This window comes from Mycobacterium sp. PTI7, from assembly GCF_056679845.1.
This window is the reverse complement of the sequence record NZ_CM155252.1, coordinates 4,425,217-4,442,996: the sequence shown is the minus strand read 5'-3', so window position 1 is coordinate 4,442,996 and position 17,780 is coordinate 4,425,217. Positions and strand designations below refer to the sequence as shown.

Below are 17,780 nucleotides of genomic sequence, written 5' to 3'. Positions count from 1 at the left end.
CGCACGAAACCGGCGGGCCCGAAGGGGCCCGCCGGTTTGCGTACTACGTCTAGCGGGAGGCGTTCTCGCGCTTCGGCAGCTTCCACCCCGCCCGCGGGAAGTGGCAGGTGTACCCGCTGGGGTACCGCACCAGGTAGTCCTGATGCTCCGGCTCGGCCTCCCAGAAGTCGACGGCCGGGGTCACCTCGGTGACCACCTTGCCGGGCCACAATCCGGACGCGTCGACGTCGGCGATGGTGTCCTCGGCGACGCGCTTCTGCTCGTCGTCGGCGTAGAAGATCGCCGAGCGGTAGCTCGACCCGACGTCGTTGCCCTGCCGGTCCTTGGTGGTCGGGTCGTGAATCTGGAAGAAGAACTCCAGGATGGCCCGGTAGTCGGTCTCGGCCGGGTCGTAGACGATTTCGATCGCCTCGGCGTGGCCGGGATGCTTGCGGTAGGTCGGATGGTCGTTGCTGCCGCCGGTGTAACCGACGCGCGTATCGACGATGCCGGGCTGCTTGCGGATCAGATCCTGCATGCCCCAGAAGCATCCGCCTGCCAGGATTGCGGTCTTGGTGCTCATGCCTGTGCCTCCTCCTTGCTGAACAGATTCCTGTACTCGCCGTAGCCCTGGGCCTCGAGGTCGTCGAGCGCGACGAACCTCAGCGAAGCCGAGTTGATGCAGTAGCGCAAGCCACCCTGATCCCGCGGGCCGTCCTTGAACACGTGCCCGAGGTGACTGTCGCCGTTGGCCGAGCGCACCTCGGTGCGCAGCATCAGGTGGCTGAAGTCGCGCTTCTCGATCACGTGCGTGGACTGGTCAGGCGTCTGGATCGGCCGGGTGAAGCTGGGCCAGCCCGATCCGCTCTCGAACTTGTCGACCGACGCGAACAGCGGCTCGCCGGAGACCACGTCGACGTAGATCCCCGCCTCGTGGTTGTCCCAGTACTCACCGGTGAACGGACGCTCGGTTCCGTCCTCCTGCGTGACGCGGTACTGCTCGGGCGACAGCGCGGACACCGCCGCCGGATTCTTGTTGAACTCTCGTGCCACTGGTCCTCCTAGAGTTGGCACTCGTATAACCCCGCGCTCCCGCTGGAAGTTCCCCGTCGGGACCCGTTCCGAACCTCGTCTCCGACGCCCGCCGGCCGATCCGCCGGATGCTCGACAAAGATCGGTAGAACGTGTTCTAGTTCTGGGTGTGACCGGAGGCACCTTCACCCGTGACGAGTTGGTCGAGGCGTTCGCGAGCTTCGAACGGACGGTGGACCACGCCGCCCGGACCCGGGACTGGGATTCGTGGGTTGACCAGTACACCGACGACGTCGTCTACGTCGAGCACGCAGCGGGCACCATGCGTGGCCGCGAGCAGGTGCGGCCATGGATCTGGAAGACCATGGAGAACTTCCCCGGTAGCTACATGACGTCGTTCCCGTCGCTGTGGACGGTGTACGACGAGGCGAACGACCGCGTCCTGTGCGAGCTGGACAACCCGATGCGCGATCCCGGCGACGGCACCGTCATCACCGCCACCAACATCTCGATCGTCACCTATGCGGGCGACGGGAAGTGGCGCAGGCAGGAGGACGTCTACAACCCGCTGCGGTTCGTCTCCGCCGCGGTGAAGTGGTGCCGGAAGGCGGCCGAACTCGGCACCCTGCCCGACGAGGCCGACCTATGGATGCAGCAGGTCGGCGCCCCGCTGGGCGGCCCGAAGTGACGTCGCTCGTCATCGGGGCCAACGGCTACCTGGGTTCCCACGTGGCGCGCCTGCTGGTCGGCGACGGCGAGGACGTCCGGGTGATGGTGCGCGAGGGCGCCACCACGACGGGGATCGACGACCTCGCGGTCACGCGGTTCGTCGGCGACGTCTTCGACAGCGACGTGCTGCGCTCGGCGATGACCGGCGTGGACGACGTCTACTACTGCGTGGTGGACACCCGTGGCTGGCTGCGTGACCCGGCGCCGCTGTTCCGCACCAACGTCGAGGGCACGCGCAACGTCCTCGACGTGGCGGTGGAACCCGAGATCGCCGCCGGCCTGCGGCGGTTCGTGTTCACCAGCAGCTACGCGACCGTCGCGCGGAAGCGCGGCCGGGTCGCCACCGAGGACGACGTGATCGCCGACGTGCACGACAAGCGGCTCACGGCGTACGTGCGGTCGCGCGTGCAGGCCGAGAACCTGGTGCTGCGGTATGCACGCGAGCGCGGCCTGCCTGCCGTGGCCATGTGCGTGTCGACCACCTACGGCGCCGGTGACTGGGGCCGCACCCCGCACGGCGCGATCATCGCCGGCGCGGCGTTCGGCAAGCTGCCGTTCGTGATGGGCGGCATCGAACTCGAGGCCGTCGGCGTCGACGACGCGGCCCGCGCGCTCGTCCTCGCCGCCGAGAAGGGCCGCGTGGGCGAGCGGTACCTGATCTCGGAGCGCATGATCGCCAACGCCGACGTCGTGCGCATCGCCGCCGAGGCCGCCGGCGTGCCCGCGCCCACCAGGTCGATACCCCTGCCGGTCTCGTACGCGATGGCCGCCCTCGGCAGCCTCAAGGGCCGGCTCACGGGCACCGACGAGCGGCTGTCGATCAACTCGCTGAAATTGATGCGCGCCGAGGCGCCGGTGGACTGCTCTAGGGCGCGACGCGAACTCGGTTGGCAGCCACGGCCGGTCGAGGAGTCGATCCGCGAGGCGGCCCGGTTCTGGGTGGGATTGCGCAAGGCCAAGCGCACCGGCGCGCCGAACTCTTAACCCGCGTCCGGCGGCCGCCGTCGAATCCCCAGTACGGGCTGTCGCCGCATCCCGCGGTCGAAGCCGCGCACCCACGGCCACCGGCCGAGACGGTCCGCCCACACCAGCTGCCGGGCGCGGATGGGCCGGCCGCGGGCCACCGCCACCGCCATGTCCATGTGGGCGTCGGGATGGTCCACGTCGACCACCTCGACGAGCAGCCCGTCGCGCAGCGTCCACCGCGCCCCGGGTGCCGGTGCCCCGGCCGTCAGCGAGCGCTCCGCCGCGTCATTCAGTGCGCGGGCAGCCGTCTCGGGAGCCAGTCCCGTCACGAGCAGTTCGGGCAGGCCGCGGCGGTAGAGCCCGATCGTGTACGCGTACGGCGCACGGTCGTCCTCCACGCCCTGCACCGCCCAGCCGCAGTCGCGGATGATTCCGCGCAGCACCTCGAGGTAGTCGTGGGTGGTCTTGTCGGGGTTGTCGCACTGCCAGCACATGGAGCGCCCGCCTCTCGTTCGGTCATGGCTCGAGGGTGTTCGGGCGGTGTGACACGTGGCGGCCGCGTCGGCCGGTTCATCCACAGTGGCGATTTCGTCCACAAGCCGGGCTGCCAGAATCGAGGGGTGTCCACGCTCAAGAACGGCTCCGTCTCGCACTGGCTCGCCCGTCTGCCGTCGCCGCGTCCGCCGCTGCCGGGCGATCTGGACGCCGACGTCTGCATCGTCGGTGCGGGCTACACCGGGCTGTGGACGGCGTACTACCTCAAGCAGGCCGACCCGACCCTGAACGTGGTGGTGCTCGAAGCCCGGTTCGCGGGCTTCGGCGCATCCGGGCGCAACGGCGGCTGGCTCTCGGGTCTGGTGCCCGGCGACCGCAACGCGATGGCGCAGCGGTACGGCCGCGACGGCGTGATCGCCTGGCAGCGCGCACTCAACGACGCCGTCGACGAGGTGATCGCCGTCGCCGACCGCGAGGGCATCGACGCCGGCATCGTCAAGGGCGGCACGCTCGAGATCGCCCGCAATCAGGCGCAGTCCGCGCGCCTCGCCGGGGCCATCGCCGAGGAGCGGAAGTGGGGCGTCGACGGCATCGAGCCGTTGACCACGGCCGAAGCGGCCGAACGCATCCGGTTCTCCGGCGTCACCTCCGCCTACTACACGCCGCACTGCGCGCGCATCCAGCCGATGCACCTCGCGCGCGGGCTGGCCGACGTCGTCGAGAAACTCGGCGTGCCCATCTACGAGATGTCACCGGTGACCGAGATCGCCGCGGGCCGGGCCACGACGCCGATGGGCACCGTCCGCGCGCCGATCGTGCTGCGCACCACCGAGGGCTTCACCCCGCTGCTGAAGGGGCTGCGCCGCCGGTGGCTGCCCATGAACAGCTCGATGATCGCCACCGAGCCCATCGGCCGCGACGTCTGGGACTCGATCGGCTGGGACGGCCGCGAAACCGTGGGCGACACGGCGCACGGCTTCTTCTACGCGCAGCGCACCGCCGACGACCGCATCGCCATCGGCGGTCGCAGCGTGCCGTACCGCTTCGGGTCGCGCACCGACGTCGACGGCCGGGTGCCCGCCCGCACCATCCGCCACCTCACCGCCGTGCTGCACGACGCCCTGCCGCAGGTGGCGGACGTGCCGATCGCCCACGGCTGGTGCGGGGTGCTGGCCGTGCCGCGCGACTGGGAGGCCGGGGTGGCACTCGACCGCGTCTCCGGGCTGGGCTGGGCCGGCGGCTACGTGGGCCACGGCGTCACCGCCACCAACCTGGCCGGCCGCACGCTCGCCGACCTCGTCGCCGATCGGCGCACGCCGCGCACCGAACTGCCGTGGGTCGGGCACGTGTCACGCAACTGGGAACCCGAACCGCTGCGCTGGCTCGGGGTGCGCGGCCTCTACGTCGCCTACAAGATCGCCGACCGGCACGAGGCGGGTGGCCGGTCCACGACGTCGCCGATCGCGCGCGTCGCGGACGTCATCACCGGGCGGCCCTGACCGCGGAACGCGCGATCAGGACTCGGCGCGGGCCTTCAGCCGTTCGAGGGTCTGCCGGATGTTCTCGGCGTTGGCCGTCGTGCGGTCGCGGACGCCGGTCGCGATGCCACCCGGGGTGCGGAACCAGCCGGGGCGGCGGTCCCACGTGCTCTCGGTGACGGTGCAGCCGCCGTCGACGGCCTCGATGTCGTACCGCCAGTGGGCGATGGGGATGACGAGGCTCTTCACGTCGAAGGCGAACGCACGGCCGGGTTCGGCGTCGGTGACCGTGCACGTCGTGGTCCAGGACCGGGAGCCGTTGCGGTTGCGGCCCTTGAACACCGCGCCGGCGGCCGCGCGATCACCGCGGTGCCAGTGCATCGTGGTCACCTCCGCGCCGAGGTCGCCCAGCGTGGGGAGGTCGGTGATCAGCGCGTACACCGCGTCGGGCGGGGCGGCGATGGTGACCGAGGCGCGGGCATCGGCGGGAGCGGCGAGCGTCATGGCGCGATCGTAGCCAGCGTGGCAGGAATCACGGGCGGGTCCGCGCGCGTTGGTCCCCACATGAGCGAACGCCAGGTTCTGCAGCCCACCGCCCAGCACCCGATCACCGTCGAGCCCACCGGCGGCAGCGTCGTCGTGCGCATCGGCGACACCGTGATCGCCGAGACCGACGCCGCGCTGTCGCTGAGCGAGTCGACGTACCCCGTGGTGCAGTACGTGCCGCTGTCGGCCATCGACCCGGGTGCCCTCACGCGCAGCGACACCACCACCTACTGCCCGTACAAGGGCGAGGCGACCTACTTCCACGTGACCGTGGGCGACGAGACCGTCGAGGACGCCATCTGGACCTACGAGTCGCCGTACCCGGCCGTCGGCGACATCGCCGGTCACGGGGCGTTCTACGCCGATAAGGCCGACGTCGCGGTGAGCGCGGCGAGCTGACCGGCGCGTCGGCGACACCTGCCAAACTGGTCGGGTGAACGCAGGCCCGGTACGCCGCACGGTGGTGTTCGGCGGACCCGTGAGCCCCGCGATGACGCTGTCGCCGCAGCGACGTGGACCCGGCGATCCCTGCTACCAGTCGATCGACGGCGCCATCTGGAAGACGAGCCTGCAGGACAGCGGGCCGGTGACCGCGCACATCGTCAAGACGGACCGCGACACCGTGGAGTGCACGGCGTGGGGCGACGGCGCCGAGGAGTTCCTGCACGGACTGCCCGACTTCCTCGGACACGGTGACGACGCCTCGGGGTTCGCGCCCGTCGAGGAGACGATCGCCGCCGCCCACCGCCGCGTGCCGCACCTGCGGATCGGCCGCACCGGTCGCGTCCTCGAGGCGCTGATCCCCGCCATCCTGGAGCAGCGCGTGACGGGCAAGGACGCGTTCCGGGCATGGCGGCTGCTGGTCACCAAGTTCGGCACGCCCGCACCCGGTCCGGCGCCGGCGCGCATGCGGGTCCCGCCCCCGGCCGACGTGTGGTGCCGCATCCCGTCGTGGGAATTCCACCTCGCGAACGTCGACCCCGGACGCGCTCGCACCGTGGTGCTGTGCGCCTCGCGCGGCGCCTCCATCGAACGGCTGAGCGGCCGCAGCAGCGCCGATGCCCGCACCGCCCTGCAGTCGCTGCCGGGCGTGGGTGAGTGGACCACCGCGGAGACCGCGCAACGGGCCTGGGGCGACGCGGATGCGCTCTCCGTCGGCGACTACCACCTGTCGAACATGGTGGGGTCGACGTTGCTCGGCCGCCGCATCGACGACGCCGCCATGCTCGTCCTGCTCGAACCCCTGCGACCGCACCGCCAGCGGGCCGTGCGACTGCTCGAGGTGAGCGGGCTCGCGCGCAATCCGCGCTTCGGCGCGCGGCTGGCGATTCCGGACCTCCGCACGATCTAGATCACTTCTGGGATTAGCGACGACGTGGCGCGGGTAGCTCAGGGGTACAAGAACTCAAGGAGGTAACACGATGACTCAATTCACCGTGCCCGGAATGTCCGCCCAAGAGGGCCAAACGGTCGCCGACCTACTGCAGAAGCAGTTGAGCGCCTACAACGATCTGCACCTGACGCTGAAGCACATCCACTGGAACGTCGTCGGACCGAACTTCATCGGCGTCCACGAGATGATCGACCCCCAGGTCGACCTGGTCCGCGGATACGCCGACGAGGTGGCCGAACGCATCGCCACCCTCGGTGCGTCGCCGCAGGGCACCCCCGGCTCGATCATCAAGGACCGCACCTGGGACGACTACTCGATCGGGCGCGACACGGTGCAGGCGCACCTCGCCGCCCTCGACGTGGTCTACGACGGCGTCATCTCCAGCACCCGCGAGGCAATCGACGCCACCGAGGATCCGGACCCCATCACCAACGACATGCTGATCGGGCACTCCGCGGAACTCGAGAAGTTCCAGTGGTTCGTGCGCGCGCACCTCGAGAACTCCGGTGGCCAGCTGGTCAACAAGGGCGAGAAGACCGAGAAGGGCGCGGCGAAGTCCGCCAAGGCCAACAAGAACGGCTCCAAGAAGTAGTTCGAAACGCCTCACCCGAGCGGGCCCGCACCGAGAGGTGCGGGCCCGTTTCGCGTGCGCTAGTTGATCGGCTCGAGGGCGTCGTCGCGGACGGGCCGATCGGCGAGTTCGGCCCTGCCGCTGCCGAACAGGAAGGGGTAGGCGAGCCCGGCGATCGCGGCTCCGACGAGCGGCGCGAGCCAGAACAACCACAGCTGCGCCGGCGCGCCGGCACCGTTGAAGAACGCCACCCCGGTCGACCGAGCGGGGTTGACCGAGGTGTTCGAGACCGGGATCGACACGAGGTGGATGAGCGTCAGCGTCAGGCCGATCGACAGTCCGGCGAAGCCCTTGGGTGCGCGATCATCGGTGGACCCGAGGATGACGAGGAGGAACACGAAGGTCAGCACCGTCTCGGCGAGGAGCACGGAGACCATCGTGAAGCCGCCGGGCGAGTTCGCGCCGTACCCGTTCGCCGCCATGTTCCCGCTCGCCGTCCAGCCGGGCCGGCCCCGGGCGATCGCGAAGATCACGAGTCCGCCGACGAGACCGCCCAGCACCTGCACGACCCAGTAGAACGGCACGGCCTTCCACTCGACGCGGCGGGCGAGTGCGGCCCCCAGCGTGACGGCCGGGTTGAAGTGACCGCCTGAAATGGTGCCGAACGCGTAGACGCCGGTCAGCACGGTGAGGCCGAACGCCAGTGCGACGCCGAGGAATCCGATTCCGACGGCGGTGCCGTCGGAGGTGAACTTCGCGGCGAACACCGCGGCGCCGCATCCGCCGAAGACGAGCCAGAACGTTCCGACGAACTCGGCGGCCAGTCGGTGCGGCATGGTGGGTGTGGTCATGACGTGTCAACCTCCCTGGGCATCTCGCCGTTGAGACGCGGTACCGGATCACGCTGCCACGCCGGCGGACCGGCCGCGATGATCTTGACCGAATCAGGCCCGTATCGTGATCGAGCCCGGCGGTCGGCGTCTCAGTGTCTCAGTGTCTCAGTGTCCGAGGCGCAGGCACAGCCACTCGACCAGCGGCCGTACGGCGTTCCAGTCCGCGCGGACCGCGTCGACGAGTTCGGGTGTGTGGATCACCGGCTCGAAGCCGTAGTCCCGGGTGACGGTCAGCGAGCGGTGGCGCAGCAGGTCGATGCGGGGATGCCCGGCGTCGAAGCCCCGCGGAGCGGTCTTGAGCCGATCGCCGCCGACCTCGAAGCCCTTCTTCCGAAGGGTGGCCAGGATGCGTTGCAGCGCAGCGCCCTTCGATTCGTCGACGATGGCCGCCCGGACGTGCGCGAGGTCGGCGCTCGACGCGTCGTAGAAGCCGGCGCCGGTGCGGAATCCGCGTGCCGCGATCTCGAGGTACCAGCCGCAGGCCGGACCGGCACCGACGAACGCACCCTGGTGGGTCTTGTACGGGGTCTTGTCCTTGGCGAACCGGACGTCGCGGAACGGCCGGAAGATCTTCGCCGGCCCGAACGTCGGCTCCAGCTCGTCGGTCAACGCCACCATGGGCGCGCGGACGCACTCGAGGTACTGCGGCTTGTGCGCCTCCCAGAACGACTTGGTGTTGTCGATCTCGAGGTCGTCGTAGAAGTCGAGTGCGGCCTCGGGGAACCCGGTGAACGTCACCGGCCCACCGAATCCCGGTCGAGGCGCTGCGCCCGGTAGATCGACACGTCGGAGCGGCTGATCACCATGTACGCGATGCCGACGGTGATCATCGCGCCGGGCAGCACCGAGAACGACCCGGTCATCTCGGCCACCATGATCATCACCGCCAGCGGTGCGTGCGCGACGCTGCCGAAGCACGCCATCATGGCCACCACGACGAACACGCCGGGGCCGTCCGGGACCCCGGGCAGGCCGGTGAGATCGGCGAGCCGCCACACCGCGGCGCCGACGAACGCGCCGATCACGATGCCCGGGCCGAAGATGCCCCCGGATCCACCGGTGCCCACCGTCAGCGACGTGGCGAGGATCTTGGCCAGCGGCAGGATCAACACGATCCACAGCGGGATCGTGAGCAGGGTGTCCCGCGCCGACGCGAGCTGTGCCCAGCCGTAACCGCTGGACAGGATCTGCGGGATCGCCAGCGCCATCAGGCCCACCAGCAGGCCGCCGATCGCGGGCTTCACCACCTTGTTCCCCGGCAGCCGGCCGGTGAGCGCGACCGTGGCGTAGAACGTCCGCGCGTACAGGTAACCGACTGCGGCGGCGACGATTCCGATCACCACGAACCAGGGTAGGTCGGCGGGGTCGAACACGTAGTCGGGCACCACGAACCCGAACAGCGGATCGAAGCCGAGGATCGACCCGTACACCGCGTACGCGGTGCCCGAGGTGATGAAGCCCGGGATCAGCGACCGGTAGTCGAAGTCGGCGCGGTAGATGATCGACGCCGCCAGGACGGCGCCGCCCAGGGGTGCGCCGAAGATGGCGCCGATGCCCGATCCGATGCCGATCGACACGGCGACCCGACCGTCCTCGTCGGACAGGTCGAGACGGCGGGTGAGCAGCGACCCGAAGCCCGCCGAGATCTGCGCCGTCGGCCCCTCGCGGCCGGCCGACCCGCCGGACCCGATGGTCAACGCGCTGGAGATCATCTTGACCAGCACCACCCGCGCCCGGATCGCCCGCGGGTCGGTGTGGACGGCCTCGATGGCGTTGTCCGTGCCGTGCCCCTCGGCCTCCGGCGCGAACCTCGCGACGATGAGCGCCGACAGCGCGGCGCCGCCCATCGCGATCAGGGGTATCGCCCACGGCCGCGGGAAGCCGGGGCTGCCGGGGTCGCCGCCGTCGCTCGCGGCCGTCGGCACGTCGTAGCCGCCGAGGTAGCCGAGCAGGAACCGGCCCGTGTAGTCCATCGCCAGGTAGAACACGACGGCGCCGAGGCCGGCGATGACGCCGATCGCGACGCCCAGGATCAGCCACTTGCGCAGGTAACCGGAAGTGCGGACGAATGCGCCGACGGCGCCGGCGGACTTCCGCGCCTTGGGCATGGGGCGGATGCTAGCAGCGGTACGCGGTCAGGCGGGCGGTGATGGCGACCTTGCCGTCGCTCCCGATGGCCTGCGCGTCGGCCACTCCGGAGCGCCGCCCCACCCGCAATGCCGTTCCCACGTAACGGGTTTCACCGCCGGCAACGAACTGCCGCAGAAAATTGACCCGCAATGACGCCGTGACGAGCGGATCGTGCGGCCGGCCGGCGTTCACCGCGGCCGAGGCCACCACCTCCAGGCCCGTCGAGGCTATCCCGCCGTGCACCACGTCGATGCTGTTGTTGATCACCGGGTCGACGAGCTGGGGGAGCACCACGGCGTCACCCTCGGTGCTCGGCGGGCCCGCGGCCATCATCGCCGCGAGGCCGTGCTTGACGTCGTGGTCGCCGTCGCGTTCGGGGGACTCGGCGAACTCGCCGGGACTGTCGATGTAGAACGAGCGCACCGTCCCGCTGCCGATCACGATGCCGTCGAGCAGCAGTTCGCACTCTCCGACCGCCGTCGCGTGCTTGCCGCTGAGGGGTCGGCTGATGGCGAGGACCGGCTGATCGCCGGCGGCGGCGATCACCGCGGCGGCGTCGGGTGCCAGCTCGAGGGACAGTTCGCTGGACACGGTCCACTCGTCCGGGCCGCGACGATGGTGGTTGATCAGACCTCCGACGTGGTCGACCAGGACCGCCAGCGGGCCCAGGCTGGGCGTCCCGGTGATCGGGCTGAGCAGTCCCTCCATGGGCAGCGTCGCCACGCAACGGTCGACGCCCTCCTCGAGGGTCTCGACGCGGAATCGGCCGATGGGGGTGTTCGCTGGATGGCGTCGCATCGTCACCACACTTCCCGGGCGGCCCAGCACGCCGATACCCCCCATCGGTATGCGTGTGAGGTGCGCTACGCGGGCCCGGGCGGCGGGGACGGTCCGCCGGTCCGATCGGTGACGAAAGTCGTTGTCCGACAGTGGGATCGATGGACGTCCCCGGAATGGCGACGACGACGGTGCCGGCCGTACGCTCAGGGCCGAAAATAAGAATACGAGCAGGCTTTTCAGCAAACCGCTGAATCCGCATCCGAGCAGTTCCAGCGCTAAGGCGAGCACATTGGCAAACGCACCGTGTCGACGAATGTCGACCGGATGTCGACCGGGCGTGGAGGGTCCGTCCAGGCCCCATCGGTGTCGTCGCGCGAAAGTCGTACCGACACAACCGAAGAGCCCTGCTGGCGGCCGTTCCGGGGGCGTGGCCTCGACCGCGTCGGGACCGCTTTGGTTAGGTCGTACTAAGTTGGCATGTCAGGCGGTGTTTGTCATATCGTTTCCTCACTCGAGGCGAGTGGGACGAAAGCCCGTCGTTCAGTGCTGCACGCAGGACTCCCATCGCCCAGCCGGCACACGACGTTCAGGCGAAGTTGACGGCCCCGTGCTGCGCATACGCGTGTAGAGAAAAAGGCAGGTGGGATGCCAGTGGGAGCAGTGCCCAGCGGGCTGTACAACCCCGCATACGAGCACGACGCCTGTGGTGTCGCCATGGTTGCGGACATGCACGGACGCCGCAGCCGCGACATCGTCGACAAGGCCATCACCGCGCTGGTGAACCTGGAACACCGCGGGGCCCAGGGCGCCGAACCGAACACCGGCGACGGCGCAGGCATCCTGCTGCAGGTCCCCGACGAGTTCTTCCGCGCGACCGTGGACTTCGAGCTGCCGGAGATGGGTAGCTACGCCACCGGCATCGCCTTCCTGCCGCAGTCGTCGCGTGACGCGGCCGCCGCGTGCGAGTCGGTCGCGAAGATCGCCGAGGCCGAGGGCCTCGAGGTGCTCGGCTGGCGCGACGTGCCCACCGACGACTCGTCGCTGGGCGCCCTGGCCCGCGACGCGATGCCGACCTTCCGCCAGCTGTTCATCGCCGGCGCGTCGGGCATGGACCTCGAGCGCCGCGCTTACGTGATCCGCAAGCGCGCCGAGCACGAACTCGGCACCAAGGGCCCGGGCCAGGACGGCCCGGGACGCGAGACCGTCTACTTCCCGAGCCTGTCCGGGCAGACGTTCGTCTACAAGGGCATGCTCACCACCCCGCAGCTCAAGGCGTTCTACCTCGACCTGCAGGACGAGCGGATGACCAGTGCCCTGGGCATCGTGCACTCCCGGTTCTCCACCAACACGTTCCCGTCGTGGCCGCTGGCGCACCCGTTCCGCCGCGTCGCGCACAACGGCGAGATCAACACCGTCACCGGCAACGAGAACTGGATGCGTGCCCGCGAGGCGCTGATCAAGACCGACGTCTTCGGGTCCGAGGCGGACATCGACAAGATCGTCCCGGTCTGCACCCCCGGTGCATCCGACACCGCGCGCTTCGACGAGGTGCTCGAACTGCTGCACCTCGGCGGCCGCAGCCTCCCGCACGCCGTGCTGATGATGATCCCGGAGGCGTGGGAGCGCCACGAGTCGATGGACCCGGCCCGCCGCGCGTTCTACGCCTACCACGCGTCGCTCATGGAGCCGTGGGACGGACCCGCGTCGGTGTGCTTCACCGACGGCACCGTCATCGGCGCCGTGCTCGACCGCAACGGCCTGCGCCCCTCCCGCATCTGGGTCACCGAGGACGGCCTCGTCGTGATGGCGTCGGAGGCCGGCGTCCTGAACCTCGACCCCGGCACGGTCGTGCAGAAGATGCGCCTGCAGCCCGGCCGCATGTTCCTGGTCGACACCGCGCAGGGCCGCATCGTCGCCGACGAGGAGATCAAGGCAGAGCTGGCCACCGGTCAGCCCTACCAGGACTGGCTCGACGCCGGTCTGTTCCACATCGAGGACCTGCCGCAGGGCGACTACGTGCGGATGCCGCACCACCGCGTCGTGCTCCGCCAGCAGGCGTTCGGGTTCACCTACGAGGAACTCAACATGCTGGTCGCGCCGATGGCGCGCACCGGTGCCGAGGCGCTGGGGTCGATGGGCACCGACACCCCGGTGGCCGTGCTGTCGGCCCGGCCCCGGATGCTCTACGACTACTTCCAGCAGCTGTTCGCCCAGGTGACCAACCCGCCGCTGGACGCCATCCGCGAGGAGGTCGTCACCAGCCTCTCGGGCACCGTCGGCCCCGAGGGCGACGTGCTGAACCCGACCGCCGAGTCGTGTCGCCAGATCGCGCTCACCCAGCCGATCCTGCGCAACGCGGAGCTGTCGAAGCTCATCTGCGTCGACCCCGACCACGAGATCCGCGGCCACAAGCACGGTCTGCGCGCCGCGGTCATCCGCTGCCTGTACCCGGTGGCCCGGGGCGGGCAGGGCCTGCAGGAGGCGCTGTCCGACGTCCGCGCCAAGGTCTCCGCGGCCATCCGCGAGGGCGCCCGGATCATCGTGCTGTCCGACCGCGAGTCCAACGAGCAGATGGCGCCCATTCCGTCGCTGCTCAGCGTCTCCGCCGTGCACCACCACATGGTGCGCGAGCGCACCCGCACCCAGGTCGGGCTCGTCGTCGAGGCCGGTGATGCCCGCGAGGTGCACCACATGGCCGCGCTCGTCGGGTTCGGCGCCGCTGCGATCAACCCGTACATGGCCTTCGAGTCGATCGAGGACATGGTCGACCGCGGTGTCATCACCGGCATCAGCAGCGACCAGGCGAAGGCCAACTACGTCAAGGCCGCCGGCAAGGGCGTGCTGAAGGTGATGTCCAAGATGGGCATCTCCACGCTGGCGTCCTACACCGGCGCGCAGCTGTTCCAGGCGATCGGCATCAGCCAGCAGATCCTCGACGAGTACTTCACCGGACTGCACTGCCCGGTCGGCGGCATCGACCTCGACGACATCGCCGACGACGTCGCGTCCCGGCACGCACTGGCCTACCTGGACCGGCCCGACGAGCGCGCACACCGCGAACTCGAGGTCGGCGGCGAGTACCAGTGGCGCCGCGAGGGCGAGTACCACCTGTTCAACCCCGACACGGTGTTCAAGCTGCAGCACTCCACCCGCACCGGGCAGTACTCGATCTTCAAGGAGTACACCCAGCTGATCGACGACCAGAGCACGCGGATGGCGTCGCTGCGCGGACTGCTGAAGTTCCGTGAGGGAGAGCGCGAACCCATCTCGATCGACGAGGTCGAGTCGGCCGCGGAGATCGTCAAGCGGTTCTCCACCGGCGCCATGAGCTACGGGTCCATCTCGGCGGAGGCGCACGAGACGCTCGCCATCGCGATGAACCGTCTCGGTGCCCGGTCGAACTCGGGCGAGGGCGGCGAGAACGTCAACCGCTTCGACTACGACGAGAACGGCGACTGGCGGCGCAGTGCCATCAAGCAGGTCGCGTCGGGACGCTTCGGCGTCACCAGCCACTACCTGACCAACTGCACGGACATCCAGATCAAGATGGCCCAGGGTGCGAAACCCGGTGAGGGCGGTCAGCTTCCGGGCCACAAGGTGTACCCGTGGGTGGCCGAGGTCCGGCACTCGACGCCGGGCGTCGGGCTCATCTCCCCGCCGCCGCACCACGACATCTACTCGATCGAGGATCTGGCGCAGCTGATCCACGACCTGAAGAACGCCAACCCCGGTGCCCGCGTGCACGTGAAGCTGGTGAGCGAGAACGGCGTCGGCACCGTCGCCGCGGGCGTCTCCAAGGCGCACGCCGACGTGGTGCTGATCTCCGGGCACGACGGCGGCACCGGCGCGACGCCGCTGACGTCGATGAAGCACGCGGGTGCACCGTGGGAGCTTGGCCTGGCCGAGACGCAGCAGACGCTGCTGCTCAACGGGCTTCGCGACCGCATCGTCGTGCAGGTTGACGGCCAGCTGAAGACCGGCCGCGACGTCGTCGTCGCCGCGCTGCTGGGCGCCGAGGAGTTCGGCTTCGCCACCGCTCCGCTGGTGGTGTCGGGCTGCATCATGATGCGCGTCTGCCACCTCGACACCTGCCCCGTCGGTGTCGCCACCCAGAACCCGGTCCTGCGGGAGCGGTTTAACGGCAAGCCGGAATTCGTCGAGAACTTCTTCATGTTCATCGCCGAGGAAGTCCGGGAGCTGATGGCGCAGTTGGGCTTCCGCACCGTCAACGAGATGGTCGGCCAGGTCGGCGCGCTCGACACGACGCAAGCGGCCAAGCACTGGAAGGCCCACAAACTGGACCTCGCACCCGTGCTGCACGAGCCCGAGTCGGCGTTCATGAACCAGGACCTGTACTGCAGTTCGCGGCAGGACCACGGGCTCGACAAGGCGCTCGACCAGCAGCTGATCGTGCAGTGCCGTGAGGCGCTGGACACGGGGGCAGAGGTCCGGTTCCGGACGTCGATCGCCAACGTGAACCGCACCGTCGGCACCATGCTGGGCCACGAGGTCACCAAGGCCTACGGCGGGCAGGGGCTTCCGGACGGCACCATCGACATCACGTTCGACGGCTCGGCCGGCAACAGCTTCGGCGCGTTCGTGCCCAAGGGCATCACGCTGCGGGTGTTCGGCGACGCCAACGACTACGTCGGCAAGGGTCTGTCGGGCGGCCGCATCGTCGTCCGCCCCAGCGAGGGTGCCCCGGCGAACTACGTCGCCGAGGACAACATCATCGCGGGCAACGTGATCCTGTTCGGCGCCACCAGCGGTCAGGCCTTCCTGCGCGGCCAGGTGGGCGAGCGCTTCGCCGTGCGCAACTCGGGCGCCCACGCGGTGGTCGAGGGCGTCGGCGACCACGGCTGCGAGTACATGACGGGCGGCAGGGTCGCGATCCTCGGACCGACGGGGCGCAACTTCGCCGCGGGCATGTCCGGCGGCATCGCGTACGTCTACGACCCGCACGGGACGCTCGACGACAATCTGAACACCGACATGGTGGGACTCGAGGCGCTGGACGACGAGGACGTCGACTGGCTGCGCAGCATGCTCGCCGCGCACGTCGAGACCACCGAATCCGCTGTCGGTCAACGCATTCTGTCCGATTGGGATGGGGAAGTGAAGAACATCGTGAAGGTGATGCCACGCGACTACCGGCGTGTGCTCGACGCGATCGCCGCGGCCGAGGCCGCAGGCGAGGACGTCGGCACGGCGATCATGGCGGCCTCCGGTGGCTGATCCCCGCGGCTTCCTCAAGCACACCCACCGCGAGACCCCGCCGCGGCGGCCCGTCGACCTGCGTCTGCGGGACTGGAACGAGGTCTACGAGGAGTTCTCCCACGAGACCCTGCAGAACCAGGCCGCCCGCTGCATGGACTGCGGAATCCCGTTCTGCCACAACGGCTGCCCGCTGGGGAACCTGATCCCCGAGTGGAACGACCTGGTGTTCCGCGACCGCTGGCGGGACTCCATCGAGCGCCTGCACGCCACCAACAACTTCCCGGAGTTCACCGGCAGGTTGTGCCCGGCGCCGTGTGAGGCGTCGTGCGTCCTGGGCATCAACCAGGATCCGGTGACCATCAAGCAGGTCGAGGTCGAGATCATCGACAACGCGTTCAAGGAGGGCTGGGTCGTCCCGCTGCCCCCCGACCGCGTCACCGGCAAGAAGGTCGCCGTCGTCGGCTCCGGTCCCGCCGGTCTGGCGGCCGCCCAGCAGCTCACCCGTGCCGGCCACGACGTGACGGTGTTCGAGCGCGCCGACCGCATCGGTGGTCTGCTGCGCTACGGCATCCCCGAGTTCAAGATGGAGAAGCGCCACATCGACCGCCGCCTCGAGCAGATGGCGGCCGAGGGCACCAAGTTCCGCACCGGCGTCAACGTCGGCGTCGACGTGACCGTCGAGCAGTTGCGCGGCGACCACGACGCGGTCGTGCTGGCCGGCGGTGCGACCGACTGGCGCGATCTGCCGATCCCGGGCCGCGAACTCACGGGCGTCTACCAGGCCATGGAGTTCCTGCCGTGGGCCAACCGCGTCCAGATGGGCGACCCCGTCGTCGGCGAGGACGGCCAGCCGCCGATCACCGCCAAGGACAAGAAGGTCGTCATCATCGGCGGCGGCGACACCGGTGCCGACTGCCTCGGCACGTCGCACCGCCAGGGTGCGGCCAGCGTGCACCAGTTCGAGATCATGCCGCGCCCGCCGGAGACCCGTGCCGAGTCGACGCCGTGGCCGACCTACCCCCTCATGTACCGGGTGTCCTCGGCGCACGAGGAAGGCGGCGAACGCGTCTTCTCGGTCAACACCGAGGAATTCGTCGGCAAGGACGGCCAGGTCACCGCACTCAAGGTGCACGAGGTCGAGATGCGCGACGGCAAGTTCGTCAAGGTCGAGGACTCGGACTTCGAACTCGAGGCCGACCTGGTGCTGCTCGCCATGGGCTTCGTCGGGCCGGAGAAGACCGGCCTGCTGGAGAACCTGAGCGTCGAGCTGACCGACCGCGGGAACGTCAAGCGCGACGACGACTTCCAGACCTCGGTGCCCGGTGTGTTCGTCGCCGGCGACATGGGACGCGGACAGTCGCTCATCGTGTGGGCGATCGCCGAGGGCCGTGCCGCCGCCGCAGGTGCCGACAAGTACCTGATGGGCGAGTCCGCGCTGCCCGCGCCGATCCGCCCGACCGCCGCACCCCAGCGGTAGGCGGTTAGCGACCGACGCTGGTGCAGATCTCGCGGCATCCCGGGCGAGATCTGCACGCGCGTCGTCGGTTGGCGAGCGGAGCGACCGTGGTGCA

16 protein-coding genes are annotated in these 17,780 nt (G+C 69.7%); 8 read left to right on the top strand and 8 right to left on the bottom strand.

Features of this window, described 5'->3' with window-relative positions; all coding sequences use genetic code 11:
* Positions 1–49: 49 nt before the first annotated feature.
* Positions 50–562 (bottom strand): peptide-methionine (S)-S-oxide reductase MsrA, encoded by a 513-nt coding sequence (gene msrA, locus AC1MEY_RS21380; protein ID WP_480227391.1) that lies wholly within the window; start codon positions 560–562, stop codon positions 50–52.
* Positions 559–1,032: a peptide-methionine (R)-S-oxide reductase MsrB gene (gene msrB, locus AC1MEY_RS21375; RefSeq protein ID WP_480227390.1), complete on the bottom strand. Its 474-nt coding sequence runs from the start codon at positions 1,030–1,032 to the stop codon at positions 559–561. Before msrB ends, msrA begins: the two co-directional genes overlap by 4 nt.
* Positions 1,033–1,180: 148 nt before the next feature.
* On the opposite strand from msrB, the gene AC1MEY_RS21370 reads away from it, so the two are divergent.
* Positions 1,181–1,699, top strand: a complete 519-nt coding sequence (locus AC1MEY_RS21370) for a nuclear transport factor 2 family protein (RefSeq protein WP_480227389.1) — start codon at positions 1,181–1,183, stop codon at positions 1,697–1,699.
* Positions 1,696–2,724: an NAD-dependent epimerase/dehydratase family protein gene (locus tag AC1MEY_RS21365; RefSeq protein WP_480227388.1), complete on the top strand. Its 1,029-nt coding sequence runs from the start codon at positions 1,696–1,698 to the stop codon at positions 2,722–2,724. The genes AC1MEY_RS21370 and AC1MEY_RS21365 overlap by 4 nt, the downstream gene beginning before the upstream one ends.
* Here AC1MEY_RS21365 and AC1MEY_RS21360 read toward each other — a convergent pair.
* Positions 2,721–3,200 (bottom strand): DUF4262 domain-containing protein, encoded by a 480-nt coding sequence (locus AC1MEY_RS21360; RefSeq protein WP_480227387.1) that lies wholly within the window; start codon positions 3,198–3,200, stop codon positions 2,721–2,723. The genes AC1MEY_RS21365 and AC1MEY_RS21360 overlap by 4 nt on opposite strands.
* A 126-nt stretch (positions 3,201–3,326) precedes the next feature.
* On the opposite strand from AC1MEY_RS21360, the gene AC1MEY_RS21355 reads away from it, so the two are divergent.
* Positions 3,327–4,700 carry an NAD(P)/FAD-dependent oxidoreductase gene (locus tag AC1MEY_RS21355; protein WP_480227386.1) on the top strand — a complete coding sequence of 458 codons (1,374 nt, stop codon included), beginning with the start codon at positions 3,327–3,329 and terminating at the stop codon, positions 4,698–4,700.
* Positions 4,701–4,715: 15 nt separating this feature from the next.
* Here AC1MEY_RS21355 and AC1MEY_RS21350 read toward each other — a convergent pair whose 3' ends face one another.
* Positions 4,716–5,183, bottom strand: coding sequence for an SRPBCC family protein (locus AC1MEY_RS21350; protein ID WP_480227385.1), 468 nt, complete (start codon positions 5,181–5,183; stop codon positions 4,716–4,718).
* A gap of 60 nt (positions 5,184–5,243) precedes the next feature.
* On the opposite strand from AC1MEY_RS21350, the gene AC1MEY_RS21345 reads away from it, so the two are divergent.
* From AC1MEY_RS21345 to AC1MEY_RS21335, 3 genes are all read left to right on the top strand, one after another.
* Entirely contained in the window at positions 5,244–5,624 is a 381-nt protein-coding gene (locus AC1MEY_RS21345; protein WP_480227384.1) for a DUF427 domain-containing protein, read from the top strand.
* Between the two features lie 91 nt (positions 5,625–5,715).
* Positions 5,716–6,576 carry a DNA-3-methyladenine glycosylase family protein gene (locus tag AC1MEY_RS21340; RefSeq protein ID WP_480231605.1) on the top strand — a complete coding sequence of 287 codons (861 nt, stop codon included), beginning with the start codon at positions 5,716–5,718 and terminating at the stop codon, positions 6,574–6,576.
* Positions 6,577–6,646: 70 nt separating this feature from the next.
* Positions 6,647–7,210 carry a Dps family protein gene (locus AC1MEY_RS21335; protein WP_480227383.1) on the top strand — a complete coding sequence of 188 codons (564 nt, stop codon included), beginning with the start codon at positions 6,647–6,649 and terminating at the stop codon, positions 7,208–7,210.
* Between the two features lie 59 nt (positions 7,211–7,269).
* Here AC1MEY_RS21335 and aqpZ read toward each other — a convergent pair whose 3' ends face one another.
* From aqpZ to AC1MEY_RS21315, 4 genes are all read right to left on the bottom strand, one after another.
* Positions 7,270–8,040: an aquaporin Z gene (gene aqpZ, locus AC1MEY_RS21330; protein WP_480227382.1), complete on the bottom strand. Its 771-nt coding sequence runs from the start codon at positions 8,038–8,040 to the stop codon at positions 7,270–7,272.
* Positions 8,041–8,187: 147 nt separating this feature from the next.
* Positions 8,188–8,820, bottom strand: coding sequence for a DUF2461 domain-containing protein (locus AC1MEY_RS21325; RefSeq protein ID WP_480227381.1), 633 nt, complete (start codon positions 8,818–8,820; stop codon positions 8,188–8,190).
* The gene (locus AC1MEY_RS21320) at positions 8,817–10,190 is read right to left on the bottom strand and encodes a chloride channel protein (RefSeq protein ID WP_480227380.1); all 1,374 of its coding nucleotides are present in this window, start codon (positions 10,188–10,190) and stop codon (positions 8,817–8,819) included. The genes AC1MEY_RS21325 and AC1MEY_RS21320 overlap by 4 nt, the downstream gene beginning before the upstream one ends.
* A gap of 10 nt (positions 10,191–10,200) precedes the next feature.
* Entirely contained in the window at positions 10,201–11,010 is an 810-nt protein-coding gene (locus AC1MEY_RS21315; protein WP_480227379.1) for a PaaI family thioesterase, read from the bottom strand.
* Between the two features lie 627 nt (positions 11,011–11,637).
* Between AC1MEY_RS21315 and gltB the strand changes: the two genes are divergently transcribed.
* Entirely contained in the window at positions 11,638–16,227 is a 4,590-nt protein-coding gene (gene gltB, locus AC1MEY_RS21310) for a glutamate synthase large subunit (RefSeq protein WP_480227378.1), read from the top strand.
* Positions 16,220–17,686 (top strand): glutamate synthase subunit beta, encoded by a 1,467-nt coding sequence (locus tag AC1MEY_RS21305; protein WP_480227377.1) that lies wholly within the window; start codon positions 16,220–16,222, stop codon positions 17,684–17,686. Before gltB ends, AC1MEY_RS21305 begins: the two co-directional genes overlap by 8 nt.
* Positions 17,687–17,780 lie beyond the last annotated feature (94 nt).